The following is an 18,962-nucleotide window of genomic DNA, read 5'->3' as shown; positions in this document are numbered from 1 at the left end:
TATGACTTATTCAATTAAATCTTTGATCGAAAATCTGTTAAGTGAACTCGGAAAAAACGATATACAGTATAAAGGCAAAATTAGTAAGTTTTTAGTTGATAACAATTGGTTTAACATAGAAATTGATTTGGATAACTATTCTATCTCAGATAAAGATGCTCAATTATTAATAGAAAAAATAACCAATTATCTTCTTGGACCAACTGGTTTAGCAGGAATTCAGCCTATATTTAAACAAAAATTCCCATTAACTTACAAATATTTTCAGCAATACTCAGAAGATAGCAACTTATCCAAAGAAAGCATGTTTTATGTTCAAGATTTTCTTGCTTATTATTTAAAAAGAGATTTATTTCTCTGTAATGATAATGAGATTGAATTGTTGGTTGAAGAAGCAGTATATGCGCTTGAAAAGCAAAAAGGCGAAGTTTTTATTGATTTTTTAAAGTGGTTAATGAATAAAACGAGATGTAACTATCACAAAAGATATGAATTTACACCTCGATACACATTAGAACAGGAGACTAACGCTTACGAGTTAGACGAATATTTAGAATTACTGTATTTTCTTTTTAATGACGATTACATTAGAAAAGAAGATATGCTTTACAAAGCAGCAATCTCAAAAGACTACGCAGATACATGGCTATTTCTAGCACTTCATTTTATATGTGCGCTACGTGGAACAGATTTAGAACAACTTGGGCATCCACAACTTCCTAGAACACCGAAAGAAGTTCTAAAATCAGTTAGAAGTGGGGATTGGAGTAGCAGTGAGGCAAGAAGAACTCTTTTAAGTATTACAACTCGTTTAACTTATTTAAATATTACTCCAAACAAAACAAAGGGAACTAAAAATATTAGTCAGATTAAATTTCAGGTCCCTGAGAGCTGTCAGGTATTGATTGGAACGTTGTTGGCTATCTGTGAAGCTCATTATCAGTTGAATAAAGATAATAATAATGAACCTTTAATTCGACAAATAAAAGAATATAAACGAATTAGCCGATATATGGGGAAAGAAATTGGAGACTTATTTCTTGAAAGGAATTTTAGTTCTAGATCTGCAAATAAATCCTATCTTCAAACTGTTGCCATGTTAGCAGATGATGTTTTGCAAGAAAAATCTGAGTTAAATATTAAAGGCTATTTTTTAGCTGCATTAGCCCGTAGCCATAAAGGTTCATTCGATGAATTTGCTCAAACCACAACAACGTACCTAAAAGATGCCCAACTAAGTCAGCTTAAACCAGAAATGGTTGCGAGAGAACTATTTGAACGAGGTGTTTTATCTATGATTCCATCAATGCTCCTGACGATTGTTACTAGAGGAAAGTATAAAGAATTAAGTCCTAGTCAACAAACTCAGATGATTAAACAGTTAGATTTGACACCAAATGAGATCGAAAAAACATTGGCTTTAAGTATTCAGGCAGAAGTGAAATCGCAAAAGGCATTAAAGATTTTGGTAGAAGAAGAAGCAGAGCCTAATCAACTTCTTACTATTTGTCATCGTATAGGAAACGGTGAAGCCTTCTCAAAACAAGGTGAAAGCATGTGTCTTTTGTCTGCACTTGGAAAGATTTGTCCATATGACGATAGACAACATTGCATTGGTTGTCATTATGAACTACAAACTAAATCTACTTTATTGTTATTAGTAGGAGAATTCAATCGTTTGAACAAACAATACTCTAGAGTTCGAACTGATTTAGAAAAAGGTAAAATTCGGAGTATTTTAGAAGAACAAATAAAACCTTGTTTAACTGAAATGTTGCAAGCTTTATGCGAGCAATATGGGGATGACGTGTTGCATGATTACGAAGAAATAATAAAGGAGTTAATAAATTGAACAATCAAACTAAACTTTTTAAAACTGAAAATTATTTTGAACCATTTAACTGTGATTGTGTTCTGCGAGCAAAAGAAGTTTTCGATGATTATTTTGAAAAAGGAATTATTCTAAGTTACGATTTTGATCATAAGAAATGGGAAACTACAAATGAATATGCCAATATTAGCCTGTTTTTTAACATTCCTGAGTTTCAATATAGGAGATTTTATCAATCAATTTTTCAGTTGCCTTATAAGGAATTTATCGATTACTTAAAAAGTTTTATTGTTTTCTCAATGAAACAACATGTTTTAGAAACTTTGCAGCTATTTCTAAGAGATATTAAACGTATTATCAAAAATACAACCAAAGATACGTTTTTAGATTTAGAAAATATCTCTGTAATATTTCCTGGTTTATGTATTGACTTTTTCTCAAATCTTCCCTGTTCAGATGATATTCAACTAAGTCAACTATTGGAGCAATTGGATAATAAATTAACTCTCAACCTTCAAAAAAGGCAGAAGTCAAAACAGCAAAGACAATTAGCGCAATTTCAATCCTATTTTACTTTTAATGACATTTTAAATGATTATTGGTCTCAAACATTATCTAAGAAAGAACGTCTATTTTATTATCCATTGTATCTCTGGTGGCAGATTACAGCGATTTTACCCTTAAGGCCAAGAGAATTTCTTTTAATTCAAAGAAACTGTTTGACCAAGAAAGATGGAAAATATTTTCTTACATTAAGGAGAAATATAATCAAAGGAAGTGATCGACTTGTTGAACATAAAATTTCTGAAGATTATATTTTGAATACTTATGAAATTACTAATTCATTAGCTTCTGAAATAAAGACTTATCTCAAACTTACGGAAAATGATCGTTCTACTAAATTAGATACATTATTTGTGACTGATCCCCATTATAATCGTTGGGGTCGTCGAACAGGTGTTAATAACCGATTTTTAACTTACACTAATCTCAATACTATTTTGAGGTATTTTTTTAATGAGATCATTTCTCAAAAATACGGTTATCAAGTTAATTATTTTAGTTTTCCAGCTAGATTAGATGAAAACGAGATTAATTTGATTCATATTGGTGATACGAGACATATTGCAATGATCAATTTAATTGCAGAAGGGGCTAGTCCTGTTACAGCTATGCTTTTAGCTGGTCATGAAAGTGTGACAACTTCATCTCACTATTTTTCAAATTTAAGCCAATTTATTGAATGTCGTAGTTATCAAATGTATCGTAAACTAACGAGTAAAAACACGAATTACGCCATAAGTAAGAGGCAGCCATTTTATACAGCAAAAGGACAATACATCACTTTAGAAAATAAAGGACGGTGTTACTCACCCCGCTTTGCGAAAGGTGATTATTCAGATTGTCTGAAAGTTATTAGTGAGCATGCAGAACTAGGTGCTTGTACGAGCTGTCCTTTTTACCGTAAAGCAGGTAAAGATTATTTTTCAATGGATAAAACATTTAAAAAGTCAGTTGATGAAAAAGCTATGGTTGTAAATGAAGCGATTAGAAAAGTTAGACAAGGGAAGGGTCATATTGAAGATATTGGAGAAGCTTTGTTGAAATTAAAAACAGTTAGCAATACCTATCAAGATTACTTAAATGCTAAACAACTTTCTTTAGAGGAGAACAAGTCTAATGGCTAGAAAGAAATCAATTTCTGATGATGAATTGATTCATTTGTTTGAACAGTATTTAATTTCCCAGTGTTCCTGTGATTTAAGCTTGGTAAAAATTCCTCGGTTCGGTGACTATGTGAGGAATCATGGCTATCAAAATGTTGCGGATACAACCATTAGACGTAATAAAAGATTCAGGGATTTTTTAAAAGAAAGTGAAATTAAATATCAAGATGAAAATTATGAGACTGTGATTACTTACAAAACCATAGATCCTGACAATTTTATGGCAAAAAATCGTACTCCAGGTGCTATGAAAAGAGCATTGGTGGAAATTAGCCAATACTATAAGAAAATAGCAAACATTGCGGCTAGCTATAAACAAGAAGCAGATAAATTACGTGCTTTAAATTCTGAACTACAGTCAACTAATGAAGATTTAAAACAGAAGCTACAAAGAGAAAATGAGTTAAGTGATGAGAATCAAAAACTATTACAAATAATCAAAACAAGTGTCTATCCAGAAATTGCGAATGAGCTTTTAAAAGAAGAAGGATTGTTAAAATATTCTCAAAAGGTTATCAGTGAGGATTTCCTAGCAGAGAATATCATTACCGCTGATTCAGAAATAGATTTTCATTCTGGTGGTCTTATTGAACAAGAAAACCCTCAAAAATCAACTAAAGTGGTTTCTATTAAAAACTTACTGGACAGCAAAACTAATTATAAATGAGGAAAGAAATGAACAAGAAAGTTAAAGATAATCCAGCTATTTACATGTACTGGGATCAAAAACGAAATGTTCTTGACCCAAAAAAATTTTCGTCAAATAGTTTAAAATATGCCTATTGGTCTTGCCCTTATTGTCAACACCATTGGGAAGCGAAAATCATTGATGTGCAGCTTGACAGTTATGAATATCTTAGGTGTTGCCCCCATTGTGGATTAGGTGAACGTTCCATTGATGAAAATGAGAGTGTTCTTCAGGTTTATCCTGATTTCAGAAATTATATAAACTACAGCGTTGAGCAGGATGAAGAATTAGATGAGAAACTTCTTACCTTGCCGTTCAATAGTAAAAAAAAATTCAATTTTAAATGTCCGACGTGTCAATTAAGTTGGAAAGATTCTGCGACAAATAAGAGGTTATTTCAACTAACAAGTGGGGATTTATTTCATTTTGGCTGCAATGAAACTACCTATCATTGCGATTACAAATCAGTTTATCCAAATTTAGCTAAAATCTATAGCGATCATTTAAACAAATTTAAATTTAACGAACTGAAGCTGAGTTACAATATAACAGTACCTATCCATTGGGAATGTGATAAGTGCCATTGCAAATTTGAATTATCTTTTGATAGATTATTGAACCGAATTAAAAGAGGTGGTCATTACTGTTTGGAGTGTCATTCTTCATTTGAAGAGTTGTTAGATAAAGATTACGAGGTTTCTCCTCTATCTTTTTTAAATTCTTCCATGCTCAAGGAGTGGTCTGAAAGGAACAATATTACACCTAATCAAGTTGATGCATTGTCTAATGTTCATGTGTTATGGGAATGTACGAACTGTCACGGAGAGTATTCATGCTCACCATTTGAAAAAACAGATAGATCTTGTCCATTTTGTTCAAATAGAGAAAAACTTCAAGACTTTAATACACTAAATGAAACACATCCCTATTTGAAGGAATTTTGGGACCTCAGTAATGAAAGGGATTTTTCCGAATATTGGTTTAAGTCGAAGAATGTAGTTAGTTGGGTTTGCCCTTGTTGTAAAATCAACTTTCAATGTAGCCCAGCCGAAATGATCAGTCGAACCGATTTAGAAAATCAAAACTTTCAAACATGTCCTAATCAATGTGACTGGAGGACTGAGATATTTAAAAATAATATTTTCCTTAAAGAACCAAAACTCATCAAAGAATGGAGCGCTAAAAATAAAATTCCTATTCATTTAGCTCAGACAACGATTGAGACCAAAAAATATTGGTGGGATTGTTCAAAGTGTCATGGGACATATTTATGTTCTATCCCAATTCGAAGAGAAGTTTCTCAGTGTTGTCCTTACTGTAACAACGATAAGCCTCTGAAGGGGTATAACACATTTGATTATTTGTACCCTGAACTAGCAACATTGTGGGCACCAAATAATAAAGTCTCTATAGATAGTTTTGTTCCATTATTAACTGAAAAAAGGTTTTATTTATGGCGCTGTAAAGAATGTAACTTCGAATTTCATGAGCGCTTCAGCATTATACTAAATAAGTATTTAAGTTCCGAGACAAAAGATCTTAAAGAAATGTGTCCATTTTGTGCAGAATTAAAAGAAAGACAAGATAATATCTCTTTTGAAGATTTAATGAATGAGTGGGACTACCTTAATAATCTTATTCTAGGAGATCCAGAAAGAATCACAAATAGTACGAAATTAAGATTTTGGTGGATTTGTAAGAACAATCCAGAGCATCGTTATAGAATGGCTATCGTAGATAAGATTGCAAATATAAAACGATCTATCGAGCCATGCATGTTTTGTAAAGGGCGTAGACGAAAAAGAGAACATTTTGTCCCTTATAAGAAAATTTAAAAACAGGTTCAAATTTGAACTTGTTTTTTTATCATAGATTTTTATAAAGTACATTATTTTAAAAGATTGTATTTTTAGTTTTCAAGTAGATAATGTACAGTATTTAAGTATGCGAAAGATTTAGTTTTCGCAGGAATAAAGTACATTTTTTGCTCAAAAAAAAATTTTTGTTAACCTATAATATCTCCTATAACTTCTTTCCGAAAAACTATAATTTTCTTGAAAAATATAGTTAGCTATGCTATACTACTAGTATAGAAAGATTTGGAGAAAAACATGAAACGTGAAATCTTATTAGAACGGATTGATAAACTCAAACAAGTCATGCCCTGGTATGTTCTCGAATACTACCAATCAAAACTGGCTGTTCCCTACAGTTTTACAACCTTGTACGAATATTTAAAGGAATACGATCGATTTTTCACCTGGGTTTTGGAATCGGGTATATCGGATGCTGATACTATGGCAAATATTCCTTTGGATGTTCTGGAGAACATGACCAAGAAAGATATGGAATCTTTTATTCTTTACTTACGTGAACGTCCTTTGCTTAATGCTAATACGACAAAAAATGGAGTTTCCCAAACAACCATTAATCGTACTTTATCAGCGCTTTCTAGTCTCTATAAGTATTTGACTGAAGAGGTTGAAAATGAGCAAGGAGAACCTTATTTCTACCGCAATGTTATGAAGAAAGTTGCTACCAAGAAAAAGAAAGAAACCTTGGCGGCTCGAGCTGAAAATATCAAACAAAAGCTCTTTTTAGGCGATGAAACAGAGGGATTTTTGAATTATATCGATGAAGAATACCCCAAAACTCTCTCAAATCGCGCCCTATCCTCTTTTAATAAGAATAAAGAGCGAGATTTAGCCATCATTGCACTGCTTCTTGCCTCTGGTGTCCGTCTCTCTGAGGCGGTTAACCTGGACCTTCGTGATCTCAACCTCAAAATGATGGTGATTGATGTTACTCGTAAGGGTGGGAAACGCGACTCGGTAAATGTAGCCGCCTTTGCTAAGCCTTATCTAGAGCAATATCTTGCTATTCGCGACAAACGTTATAAGACAGAAAAGACTGATACAGCCCTCTTTCTAACTTTATATAGAGGTGTTCCAAACCGTATTGACGCTTCTAGTGTCGAAAAGATGGTGGCAAAGTATTCTGAAGATTTCAAAGTCCGAGTGACACCCCACAAACTACGCCACACACTTGCAACGCGTCTATATGATGCAACCAAATCACAGGTTTTGGTCAGTCACCAGCTGGGACATGCAAGCACACAAGTTACCGATTTGTATACCCATATCGTTAATGATGAGCAAAAGAATGCCTTGGATAGTTTATAAGATGCATAATATAAATTATGTAACGTTTTAGAGTTAGAAAAAGAGCGTAGGATTTTTTCGAATCTTACGCTCTTTTATTATTCTATAAAAATTCGATCCAATAATTTCTGTGTGGCTCAATTATGACTGGCTTTCCCCAAAATGACTTTAGATAAGCCAGATTCGCAGGGGTTACGGGTCTTTTTTCTTCATTGTACTTCTCAGCACTTTCTTTCGTTAAAAAACATTTAACAGCTTCATATCGCGTACCATCACTAGCTGTACGATCAATACCCATATAAGCAATTTCATCACCTTTTTGAGGAATGTCAGTAAGAAGTTTTCCAATAAAGTAGACTGTTTTATTTTTCATTAATTCATAAGCTTTAGTATTTTCAAGTCGGTTATTCGCTGCAGCATACATAATACAAAAACTATCCACGATGTCTTTCATATACAGCAAAGCTTCTTTACTAACGATAATTTCTTCAGGTGCAAGACCCCCAATAATCAAGTCTTTAAAATGAGCTTGCTGAATAACATTGTCTAAGGCCATTCCAAGAGGGATTTGGACAGCTTGAAAACCTAAAGGCTCTAACTCTTGTCTTTTCTTATCAAAGTGCTCTTGTGTGATACTGACATTCAAATCGTATGGATTTGTAGTTTTTTGATTCTTAAAAAATGCTACCACAGTACGATCTAACTGTTCAAATAGACCAAGATTTTCAATTGGAACTTTTATCATTGATGTTATTCCTCTTTTATTTTTAATTCTACTATATTATACTCTCATCAATGTTTAATATCAAATTTAAACAAAAGAAATCCACATTACATGGATCTCTTTTGATTTTATTCTACTACCGCTTCAGCAATTTCTTCAGCAGTAATCCCTGCGAAGTAACGACCTAGGTTAATGGTTTGAAGTGCTTTGAGGACATCTTCACGTTCGTATTTGACACCACGAAGAACGTCTTCTACTGCTGCAACATCTTCGATACCGAAAAAGTCACCGTAAATCTTGATGTCTTGAATTTTTGATTCAATAACATTAGCAAAGATTTCAACCTTACCGCTTGGGAATTTAGTTCCACGACGGACATTGTATTCAGGTGATTTGCCATAGTTCCAGTCCCAAGTTCCAAACTTAGTTTCTTTGATTCGATTGATTTCAGCCAATTCTTCATCTGAGAATACATACTCAGTCATCTCAGGGTATTCTTTTTTCATGTATTCCAAAAGCAAGTCACGGAACTCTTCAACAGTGATTTTTTCAGGCAGTTCGTCTACGATATTGGTTACTCGTGCTCGAACTGATTTAACACCTTTTGATTCGAACTTATCTTTAGAAACCTTAAGTGCGTTAGCTAGGACTGACAAATCTACGTCAAATAGAAGACAACCATGGTGCATGATGCGTCCGTTGATATAAGCTTGTGCATTCCCACAGAATTTCTTACCGTCAATCTCAAGGTCATTGCGGCCTGTAAATTCAGCTTTAACACCAAGTTCCGCCAAGGTATTGATAACTGGAGTTGAGAAGCTCTTGAAGTCAAAGGCCTTGTTTTCATCTTCTTTTGAAATGATTGTATAGTTGAGGTTGTTCAAATCATGATAAACTGCTCCACCACCACTGATACGACGTACTACTTCAATTCCGTGTTCACGAACGTAGTCTCGGTTGATTTCTTCGATGGTATTTTGGTGACGACCTACAATGATAGATGGTTTGTTAATCCAAAGCAGGAAAATTTGATCCTCGTCCAAAAGGTGTTTAAAAGCATATTCCTCTAAAGCAATATTAAAGGCAGTGTCATTTGAATGATTGATAATGTATTTCATAAGTTACCTTCTAATACGATAGAGACTGGAAAATAATTCCAGTCTAGTCTATCTATCTTTATTTTTTCTTAGGTGAATGGATTGCCATTCCAAGAACATCCGCAAACGCTTCGTACATTACTTCAGAGTATGTTGGGTGTCCGTGGATAGTCTTAAGCATTTCTTCAACAGTGATTTCCATTTCAATGATACTTGACGCTTCATTAATCAATTCTGCAGCTGCAGGACCAATGATGTGGACTCCAAGGATTTCACCATATTTCTTGTCAGCAATAACTTTAACGAAACCTTGAGCTGCGTCTGATGCAATGGCACGACCGTTTGCTGCAAAGTTAAATTTACCAATTTGAACATCGTATTTTTCACGAGCTTGTTCTTCTGTCAAACCAACTGCTGCTACTTCAGGAAGTGTATAAATAGCTGCAGGAGTCAAGTTCAATTTGGCAACAGCGTGGTTTCCTTTAAGCGCATTTTCAGCCGCAACTTCACCCATACGGAAGGCGGCGTGAGCCAACATCTTAGTACCGTTGATATCACCTGGTGCGTAGATACCTGGAACAGAAGTTTCCATGTATTCGTTGACTTTGATACGACCACGTTCTAATTCAAACTCAACTTCACCAATACCTTCAAGATCTGGAACACGTCCGATTGATAGAAGAGCTTTGTTCGCAATGATATCATCTTTTCCTTCAACCTTGATACGAAGTTTGCCATCTTCTTCAATGATTTCTTGAAGTTTAGTGTCTGTCAAGATAGTCATACCTTTACGTTCAAGGATTAAACGAAGATTCTTAGATACTTCAGCATCCATAGCTGGAACGATACGATCCATCATTTCGATAACAGTTACTTTTGAACCAAATGTCATGAAGGCTTGGCCAAGCTCGATACCGACAACTCCACCACCGATGATAACGAGGCTTTCTGGTACTTCGTTCATTTCAAGGATGTCATCACTAGTCATCACAAGAGATGATTCCATACCAGGAACGTTGATTTTGCTTACTTTTGAACCACCAGCAAGGATGATCTTCTTAGTTTCAAGCAATTCAGAACCATTTACCAAGACATTCTTATCTTTAGTAATAGTACCGATACCTTTATGAACATCAACTCCATAGCTACGAAGTAATCCTGCAACCCCACCAACAAGAGTATTAACAACTTTAGATTTAGTTTCTAATAGTTTTTCCATATCAACAGTGAAGTTAGGATTTTCAATCACGATACCACGATTTGCTGCATGACCGATATTCTCGATAATTTCAGCGTTATGGAGGTAAGTCTTAGTTGGGATACATCCGCGGTTCAAGCAAGTTCCACCAAGTTCAGATTTCTCAACAAGAGCAACCTTACCACCCAATTGAGCTGCTTTAATGGCAGAAACATAACCAGCAGGTCCACCACCGATAACAACGATGTCGTAAGCATCATCGTTGTTACCATCATCGTTTGAGGCACTTACTGCAGGTGCTGGGCTAGCTTCTGGTGCAGCTGCTCCAGCTGTTGGGATATTTTCCCCTTCTTCACCAAGATAACCGATAACTTCAGTAACAGGGACAGTCTCTCCGTCACCTTTTAGGATAGCGATCAAATAACCGTCTTCTTCTGCTTCCAATTCCATGCTGACTTTGTCAGTCATGATTTCCAAAAGGATTTCTCCTTCTTTTACAAATTCTCCGACTTTTTTATTCCATTGGACGATTTGTCCTTCTGTCATATCCACGCCGGCTTTTGGCATAATTACTTCTAAGGCCATATCTTACTTCCTCTATCTATTTTTCTAAAACAAATACTTTAAACCAACATTGAGATTGGGTTCTCAATCAAAGCTTTTAAGTCTTTCATAAACTTAGCACCAGCCATACCATCTACGACACGGTGGTCAATTGTCAATCCAAGACTCATAATTGGACGAATCACGATTTCACCATTAACTACAACTGGTTTCTCAACTGTTGAGCTAACCCCGAGAATTGCTGAGTTTGGTTGATTGATGATAGGACCAAATGATTGAACACCAAACATCCCCAAGTTACTGATTGTGAAGGTTGAATTTTGCAATTCGCTAGGAGCTAGTTTACCATCCAAAGTACGTCCGATGACATCTTTGAATGCAACAACCAATTCAGACAAGCTCATTTTTTCTGCATTATAAACAACAGGTGTCATCAATCCATTATCCATACCAACAGCCATCGCAAGGTTGACGTAGTTGTGGGTGATAATTGTCTTACCATCTTCTGTCAATGAAGCATTGATGTATGGGTGTTTCATAAGTGTTTTAACAACCGCAAGTGAAAGCAAATCTGTAACAGTGATTTTCTTACCTGTTGCTTCCATAATCGGATCAAGAACTTTCTTACGAAGGGCAAGCATTTCAGACATATCTACATCGTAGTTAAGCGTGAAGGTTGGAGCAGTCAAGTATGATTCAACCATACGTTGTGCAATAACCTTACGCATAGGAGTCATCGGAATACGTTCGATTTCTCCATAAGGTGTCACGTTATCTGGAACTTCTTCGACTTTCTCAATTTGAGCAGGTGATTTAATCGTATCGTTTTCGATATTTTCAGGAAGGAAGGCTAAAACATCCTTCTTCATAATCTTACCACGGTGACCAGTTCCTTGGATTTCCTGCCAAGCAATATTATGCTCTAGTGCAATTCGTTTTGCGAGTGGTGAAATGCGAACCACATTAGTGTCTTTATATGTTTCCACGTCTTCTTTGTGGACACGACCGTTTGCGCCTGAGCCAGAAATGTCGTAGAGATTGATCCCTAAATCATCTGCTAATTTTCTAGCTGCAGGAGTCGCTCTTAGCTTATCATCAGCCATGGCCTCTCCTATTCTATTATAAGATACTAAGGGCGTCAAAAGTCACAGTGAAAATAGGAAACTTGACGAAGAAACTTTAGTTTCCAGGAAAGTTTATCTTTTTCACACAGACTTTAGCCCGAGTTCAACTCTACAAGCAACTTGGACACGGAACGTGTCTCAAGTTGCTACGGTTGCCGCTATCGAGCGGCCAACCTAGTAGACTTACTAAGTTTTTTGCCAAATATTATCGATTCGTCAAAAAACTGTCGCAACTATACAATCAACTTGGATACAAAATATATCTCAAGTTACAACTGTTGTAGCTATCAAGCGATCAACCTAGTAGTCTTACTAAGTCACTCATCGAATGATAACGATTCGATTCGTTCCTTGTCGCTTTTTATCAATTTAAAACGAAAGATAAAATACTAATGCATATTACATAATTTATGTTATGTATTATTGTTTGTTGTGAGTTTTACGAATGGCATCTTTGATGCTTTCAACTGTCGGAATCATTGCATTTTCAAGATTTTGTGCATAAGGCATTGGTACATCCTCACCTGCACAACGGCGAATAGGTGCATCCAAGTAATCAAATGCTTCTGATTCAGAAATGATAGCTGAGATTTCACCGATAAAACCACTTGTCTTGTGGGCATCGTTGACAAGAACTACTTTTCCAGTCTTCTTAACTGAATTAATAATGATGTCTTTATCAAGTGGAACCAAAGTACGTGGATCTACCACTTCTACTGAAATCCCTTCTTCAGCCAATTCTTCAGCTGCTTGCATGACACGACGAAGCATTTTACCGTAGGTTACTACTGTTACATCAGTACCTTCGCGTTTGATTTCTCCGACACCAAGTGGGATAGTATAGTCTGGATCAACAGGAACCTCACCTTTTTGGTTGAATTCTGATTTGTATTCAAGAATGATAACAGGGTTGTTATCGCGAATAGAAGACTTGAGAAGTCCCTTCATATCAGCTGGTGTACCTGGAGCTACTACTTTCAATCCTGGGATATGCGTAAACCATGTTTCTAATGATTGTGAGTGTTGTGCTGCAGAACCTACACCATTACCAGCTGCACAGCGGATTGTCATTGGTACTTGACCTTTTCCACCAAACATATAACGAGTTTTAGCGGCTTGGTTAACGATAGCATCCATGGCAATTACAGAAAAGTCCATAAAAGTCATATCTACGATTGGACGAAGTCCAGTCATTGCAGCACCAGCAGCTGCACCAGAAATTGCAGCTTCAGAAATCGGACAGTCACGAACACGTTCTGGACCAAATTCTTCAAGCATACCTACTGAAGTACCGAAGTCTCCACCGAAAACTCCGACATCTTCACCCATCAAAAGCACATTTTCATCACGACGCATTTCCTCAGACATTGCAAGGATAATGGTATCGCGGAAAGACATTAATTTAGTTTCCATATTTTCTCTACTTCTCCTTAGTCTGCGTAAATATCTTCAAATGCTGATTCTAGTGGAGGGAATGGACTTTCTTCTGCAAATTTAACAGATGCCTCCACTGCTTCCTTAACTTGTGCTTGAATTTCTTCAAGTTCCTCTGCACTTGCAATCTTGTTCTCAACAAGGTACTTGCGAAGATTTTCGATTGGGTCTTTTTGTTTCCACTCTTCTACTTCTTCACGTGTACGATATTTACCTGGGTCTGAAGATGAGTGACCAAGCCAACGGTAGGTTACACTTTCGATCAATACAGGACCTTTACCAGAGCGAACATGGTCCACTGCTTTCTTAAATCCTTCGTAGACATCGATTACATTGTTACCATCTTCGATAAACATACCAGGAATACCGTAAGCTGCGCTACGTTCATGGATATGTTGAACATTGGTCATTTTCTTAATATCTGCTGAAATTCCGTATCCGTTATTGATACAGTAGAAAATAACAGGAAGATTCCAGATTGAAGCCATATTCACCGCTTCGTGGAAGACACCTTCGTTTGTTGCACCGTCACCAAAGAAGCAGACAACGATTTTACCAGTGTTTTTCATTTGTTGAGTAAGGGCAGCACCTACTGCGATTCCCATACCACCACCTACAATACCGTTGGCACCAAGGTTACCTGCATCAAGGTCAGCGATATGCATAGACCCGCCTTTACCTTTACAAGTTCCAGTATATTTACCTAGGATTTCAGCCATCATACCATTAAGGTCAATACCTTTAGCGATGGCTTGACCGTGACCACGGTGATTTGAAGTGATCAGGTCATCTGCGTTTAGAGCTAACATAGCCCCGACGTTAGCAGCTTCCTCACCAACAGAAAAGTGCGTCATTCCTGGCACTTTTCCTTTTTTTACTAATTGAGCAATTTTTAAGTCCATACGACGAATTTCTTCCATCTTACGGAACATCTCAAGCAAAAGATTTTTATCTAAAGTTGACATAATCTTGCCTTTCTAAGTTTAAATTCTTATAGTTCTATTTTACTTTATAGGTTAATTAGTGTCAAAAAATATGCTTGCAATTTTTCACAATATAAAAAAAGAAAAGTCAGTAAAATCAAGACTTTTCTTTATATAAAATACAAATTTCACAAGCTTTTTTCATCATTTTTCAACAAATTATTTGAATCTTTTCATAATAACTTGTAAACGCCACTGATAAAGAATTCCACTTACCATTAAACTAATGATAAGAGCAATCCAATAGGAGTACGCACCTAAACTAGTCGAATAATCAAGATATAACCCAAGCGGAATCCCAACACCCCAGTATCCAAGAAGACCAAGGCAAAAAGGAACAATCGTATCCTTGTAACCTCGTAAAATCCCTTGTAATGGTGCTGCAAAGGTATCAGCTAACTGGAAGAACAAGCTATAGGTCATAAAAGATGCTGTCAGTTGGATAAATTCTGAATCTTGACCATATAGTCTGGCTACATTTTCACGATAAATGTAGAGAAAACTAAGTGTTAAAACCGCAAACACCATTGCTGTTAAACGACCAATATGGATATACTGTTTAGCATCGTCTAACCGTTTAGCTCCTACCTCATAAGAAATCACAATGGCCATGGCAGTTGAAATACTCATAGGAAAAGCATACATCAGATTTGAAAAGTTCATAGCTGACTGATGACTGGCAATAATAAGTGATGAGAATTTCGCCATAATTAAACCAACAACTAAAAAAATGGCTACTTCAGCAAATACCGTCCCACCAATTGGTAGACCAAGATAAATAGCTTCCTTGATTTTTTTGATTTGTAGGGGCATAGGTTTTTGGAGTTGATATTCCTTAAGCTTTTTATGCTTTATTAAGACCAAAGTCGAAATCAGCAACAAGGCCCAGTAAGCGAGGGAAGTTCCCAGACCTGCTCCTGCACCTCCTAACTCAGGAAAACCAAAAGCTCCATATATTAGTAAATAGTTAAATCCACTATTTAAAGGAAGTAAAAGAAGCATAAGATACATAGACAACTTTGTTAGTCCTAGCGTATCAAGTAGCGATCGAATAACACTAAAAAGCAAGAGAGGAATAATACCGATGGCTAGGAGCCACAGATAACGTATGGCAACACTGGATACAGCCACCTCCAGCCCCATGAATTGTAAGACAATTGGTGCTAAAAAGAAAACCAAGCCAAAAAGTACGATAGATAAGGCTAAAGCCAAATAAAGAAATTGATAAAAATCCGAAGAAACTTCTTTCTTTTTTCTTTGTCCCAAATGGTGACCAATAATAGGGACCAAGGCCGAGACAATCCCTGTCAGGAAGGTAAAGAAAGGATTCCACAAACTAGTTGCAATTGAAACACCCGCTAGATCCAGTGTATTATATTGGCCTGTCATCGTGGTATCGACAAAAGATGCGGAAAAATTAGCGAATTGATAAATTAGAATAGGAAAGAAAATTTTTAAAAATAAGATGATTTTGTCTTTAATAGTTTTTGTTGTATGCATACCTACTCTTTCTACTCCTTTTCATCCAAGCCAAAAAGCTTTAAGCCATATTTTCTCAAGCTCAAGGGTGGATTACTAGCTTTTGATGTCGTGTGCCAACAATTACATGAGGCGCAATAATAGCTTCTAACCAAACCACCATTATCATACTCTACAGCATGGTCAGCTTTTTCCTTGGTTTCATACTGAATTTTAGCACGGTTAGCGGCTGGACAATATACTCCATGGCAAGCATTTCGTTTACGATTTCTAAGTTTACGAAAATAATTCATCCTCAAGCTCCTAATCTGCTTGATAAACGATTTGTCCCTTACAGATAGTATATTTAACCTGCCCTTTTAATTGTTCACCAATGAATGGTGAATTAGCTGCTTTAGAAGCAAAATGTGTGTCAACGATTCGGTCAGCTTTATCATCAAAAATCGTAATATCAGCTGGACCATTTTCAGTTAGATAACCTGCTTCAAAATTATAAAGTTTGGCTGGATTGTAGGTCATTTTTTCTAGCAATTGCATTAAACTCAACTCGCCAGCTTCCACCAGATAGGTTAAACCTAGTGACAAAGAAGTTTCCAAACCTGTCATACCTGATGGAGCTTTGGTAATATCCTCAACATTTTTTTCGTCAGCATGGTGAGGCGCGTGGTCAGTAGCAATGACAGAAATGACTCCAGATTTTAAACCTTTAATGACGGCGCGACGGTCTGATTCCAAACGAAGAGGTGGATTCATCTTAGCGTTACTTCCTTTAGTCAAAAGCAGAGCTTCAGTCTTAGAAAAATGCTGGGGTGCTACTTCTGCAGTTACGTTTGCTCCCATATTTTGAGCAAACTCTACAACTTTAACACTTTCTTCCTTAGACAAATGCTGGATATGAACATGAGCCTTGGTTGCATAGGCAATCATGACATCACGCGCAATCATTGCATACTCTGCAACCCCAGTAGCACCGCAGATATGGAAATGTTCTTTTGCGATATTTTCGTTAAAACCAAGCGTACCATTTAAACCAGGATCTTCTTCATGCAAGCTGATAAAGGTGTTGAGTTTTTTAGCTTTTTCCATAGCTTCCTTGACAACTTTACTACTTTCAAGAGGAATTCCGTCATCAGAAAAACCAACAACACCAGCTTCTAAAAGCGCCTTAAAATCTGTCAAATCTTGGCCATTAAAGTTTTTGGTAATCGTTGCGACAGATTTTACATTAATTTTTTCCTTGGTCGCAGATTGAAGAACTTCCTGCAAAGTCTCAACATCTGAGATAGTTGGATTGGTATTAGCCATCATAACGACAGTTGTAAAACCACCTGCTGCGGCTGCTAAAGCACCTGTATGAATGTCTTCTTTATGTGTTTGACCTGGTTCACGAAAATGAACATGGATATCTACCAATCCAGGCGCAACTACAAGACCAGTAGCATCTATTACTTGAGCACCTTCTTCCTGGATTTCAGGAGCAATTTGAACAATTTTCCCTTCATCAACCAAAACATCATAAACTTGATCCAAACCAGACTTTGGATCCATCACACGGCCGTTTTTGATTACTAACATAACAATACTCCTTTATTCGTAGAAATCCACTTGGGTATCCAATAACTTATCACCATCATAGACAAACTTTGCTGAAAAGAAGGGTTTATCTTCTAAAAGCCACTCGACAAAGGTATGGTCACCTTCCCAGGTCGGTTTGCTTAAAACTTCATCGTAAGGAACCCATTCTAATGTTCCTTCATTACAGTCAATCAATTCACCCTCAAATTCTGTCACCTTAAAGACGTAGGTGTACCAGTCCAAGTCCGGTGTAAACTCTGGAAAGGTGATAACTCCTTTTAATACTGGTTTTGCTTTTAGACCAGTTTCTTCAAGAATTTCACGAGCAGCACATTCTTGTGGAGTTTCCCCCCGTTCTAACTTTCCACCTACACCGATCCATTTCCCTTCATGGACATCATTAGGCTTTTTATTGCGATGAAGCATGAGCAATTCTTTTCCATTATCAATGTAGCAAATTGTCGCTAACTGGGGCATATTCTCTCCTTATCTAAGCCAATCAATTGGCTCTTGTCCACTTTCTTTTAAGAATGCATTGGCCTTGGTAAAAGGCTTGGAACCCCAAAATCCTCTGTAAACTGAAAGAGGACTTGGGTGGGCTGATTCGATAATCAAGTGCTGAGGATTTGTAACCAAGGACTTCTTCTTACGTGCATAAGCACCCCAAAGTACAAAAACTACGGGTCTATCAATATTATTGACAACCTTGATCACAGCATCTGTAAAAGGTTCCCATATCTGCCCAGCATGACCATTTGCTTGACCAGCAGGAACCGTCAAGCAAGCATTGAGAAGCAAGACCCCCTGCTCGGCCCAAGTAGTCAAATCATGTGAAGCTTTTAGACCAATATCATCAGCAAGTTCCTTTAGAATATTTTGCAAGGAAGGAGGTGCTGGAATAGAATCTGGAACTGAAAAACTCAAGCCCTGAGCTTGACCAGGCCCATGATAGGGATCTTGGCCTAGAATCGCCACCTTAACCTCTTCCAGAGGAGTTGTTATAAGAGCCTGAAAAACCTTTTCTTTAGGAGGATATACAGTTCCTTGGGCATAAACCTGCTCCATAAAGTGATTGATTTTCCCAAAATAACCCTCAGGTAATTGCTCTTTAATCAAAGCATGCCAAGATGAGTGTTGCATAGTCAACTCCTTCGTTTATACTGCCTCTATTATAACAAAAAGTGGCTATCTAAACCACTTTTAAAAGTATCTATTGAGATTTGAGAAGTTTTATAGAGAATTTATACTAAAGAGCCTTTATTCACCACCTTTTCTCGTGTTAGAAAGGATAAATTCTTTGTCGATTTCATCAATAATCAATTCTGTTCGAGTATTAAGTTTTTCATCAAATCTTTTATTCAATTCCTTTACAACGCT

Annotated in this window: 16 protein-coding genes; 5 read left to right on the top strand and 11 right to left on the bottom strand. The window is 36.5% G+C overall.

Translation table 11 applies throughout. From position 1 onward, the window contains the following. The first annotated feature begins 1 nt into the window (after position 1). The 5 genes from ADH31_RS06615 (at position 2) to xerS (ending at position 7,428) form a co-directional block, all read left to right on the top strand. Positions 2-1,852 (top strand): hypothetical protein, encoded by a 1,851-nt coding sequence (locus ADH31_RS06615; protein ID WP_049509691.1) that lies wholly within the window; start codon positions 2-4, stop codon positions 1,850-1,852. Then, positions 1,849-3,519 (top strand): hypothetical protein, encoded by a 1,671-nt coding sequence (locus tag ADH31_RS06610; protein WP_049509690.1) that lies wholly within the window; start codon positions 1,849-1,851, stop codon positions 3,517-3,519. The genes ADH31_RS06615 and ADH31_RS06610 overlap by 4 nt, the downstream gene beginning before the upstream one ends. Beyond that, complete coding sequence (locus ADH31_RS06605; protein ID WP_049509688.1) at positions 3,512-4,225, top strand: hypothetical protein; 714 nt, start codon at positions 3,512-3,514, stop codon at positions 4,223-4,225. Before ADH31_RS06610 ends, ADH31_RS06605 begins: the two co-directional genes overlap by 8 nt. A gap of 8 nt (positions 4,226-4,233) precedes the next feature. Continuing rightward, a complete protein-coding gene (locus ADH31_RS06600) occupies positions 4,234-6,081 on the top strand; it encodes a zinc-ribbon domain-containing protein (protein ID WP_049509687.1) in 1,848 nt (615 codons plus the stop codon). Positions 6,082-6,357: 276 nt separating this feature from the next. Beyond that, positions 6,358-7,428, top strand: a complete 1,071-nt coding sequence (xerS, locus tag ADH31_RS06595; protein ID WP_049509685.1) for a tyrosine recombinase XerS — start codon at positions 6,358-6,360, stop codon at positions 7,426-7,428. Between the two features lie 82 nt (positions 7,429-7,510). Here xerS and ADH31_RS06590 read toward each other — a convergent pair whose 3' ends face one another. The 11 genes from ADH31_RS06590 to ADH31_RS06540 all read right to left on the bottom strand — a co-directional run bounded on the left by ADH31_RS06590 (position 7,511) and on the right by ADH31_RS06540 (position 18,725). Further along, the gene (locus tag ADH31_RS06590; protein WP_049509683.1) at positions 7,511-8,152 is read right to left on the bottom strand and encodes a hypothetical protein; all 642 of its coding nucleotides are present in this window, start codon (positions 8,150-8,152) and stop codon (positions 7,511-7,513) included. Positions 8,153-8,259: 107 nt separating this feature from the next. Next, a complete protein-coding gene (locus tag ADH31_RS06585; protein WP_006150700.1) occupies positions 8,260-9,249 on the bottom strand; it encodes a lipoate--protein ligase in 990 nt (329 codons plus the stop codon). A 58-nt stretch (positions 9,250-9,307) separates the two neighbouring features. Then, a complete protein-coding gene (lpdA, locus tag ADH31_RS06580; RefSeq protein WP_049509681.1) occupies positions 9,308-11,011 on the bottom strand; it encodes a dihydrolipoyl dehydrogenase in 1,704 nt (567 codons plus the stop codon). Between the two features lie 38 nt (positions 11,012-11,049). Beyond that, positions 11,050-12,093 (bottom strand): dihydrolipoamide acetyltransferase, encoded by a 1,044-nt coding sequence (locus ADH31_RS06575; RefSeq protein ID WP_049509678.1) that lies wholly within the window; start codon positions 12,091-12,093, stop codon positions 11,050-11,052. A gap of 441 nt (positions 12,094-12,534) precedes the next feature. Continuing rightward, positions 12,535-13,527 carry an alpha-ketoacid dehydrogenase subunit beta gene (locus tag ADH31_RS06570; RefSeq protein WP_049503338.1) on the bottom strand — a complete coding sequence of 331 codons (993 nt, stop codon included), beginning with the start codon at positions 13,525-13,527 and terminating at the stop codon, positions 12,535-12,537. A gap of 17 nt (positions 13,528-13,544) precedes the next feature. Then, positions 13,545-14,513: a thiamine pyrophosphate-dependent dehydrogenase E1 component subunit alpha gene (locus ADH31_RS06565; RefSeq protein WP_000105346.1), complete on the bottom strand. Its 969-nt coding sequence runs from the start codon at positions 14,511-14,513 to the stop codon at positions 13,545-13,547. A gap of 177 nt (positions 14,514-14,690) precedes the next feature. Then, entirely contained in the window at positions 14,691-16,031 is a 1,341-nt protein-coding gene (locus tag ADH31_RS06560; RefSeq protein WP_049509676.1) for an MATE family efflux transporter, read from the bottom strand. A gap of 11 nt (positions 16,032-16,042) precedes the next feature. Then, the gene (locus tag ADH31_RS06555; protein WP_001105917.1) at positions 16,043-16,303 is read right to left on the bottom strand and encodes a hypothetical protein; all 261 of its coding nucleotides are present in this window, start codon (positions 16,301-16,303) and stop codon (positions 16,043-16,045) included. Positions 16,304-16,313: 10 nt separating this feature from the next. Then, on the bottom strand, positions 16,314-17,585 hold the full coding sequence (locus ADH31_RS06550; RefSeq protein WP_049509673.1) for a dihydroorotase: 1,272 nt from the start codon (positions 17,583-17,585) through the stop codon (positions 16,314-16,316). Between the two features lie 12 nt (positions 17,586-17,597). Continuing rightward, complete coding sequence (locus tag ADH31_RS06545; protein WP_001135775.1) at positions 17,598-18,062, bottom strand: NUDIX hydrolase; 465 nt, start codon at positions 18,060-18,062, stop codon at positions 17,598-17,600. Between the two features lie 9 nt (positions 18,063-18,071). After that, complete coding sequence (locus ADH31_RS06540; protein WP_049509671.1) at positions 18,072-18,725, bottom strand: uracil-DNA glycosylase; 654 nt, start codon at positions 18,723-18,725, stop codon at positions 18,072-18,074. Positions 18,726-18,962 lie beyond the last annotated feature (237 nt).

The sequence above is a fragment of the Streptococcus pseudopneumoniae genome, from assembly GCF_001072375.1.
Taxonomy (GTDB): domain Bacteria; phylum Bacillota; class Bacilli; order Lactobacillales; family Streptococcaceae; genus Streptococcus; species Streptococcus pseudopneumoniae_L.
Note: the sequence above shows the minus strand (reverse complement) of the source record. Positions and strands in the feature narration are given on the sequence as shown.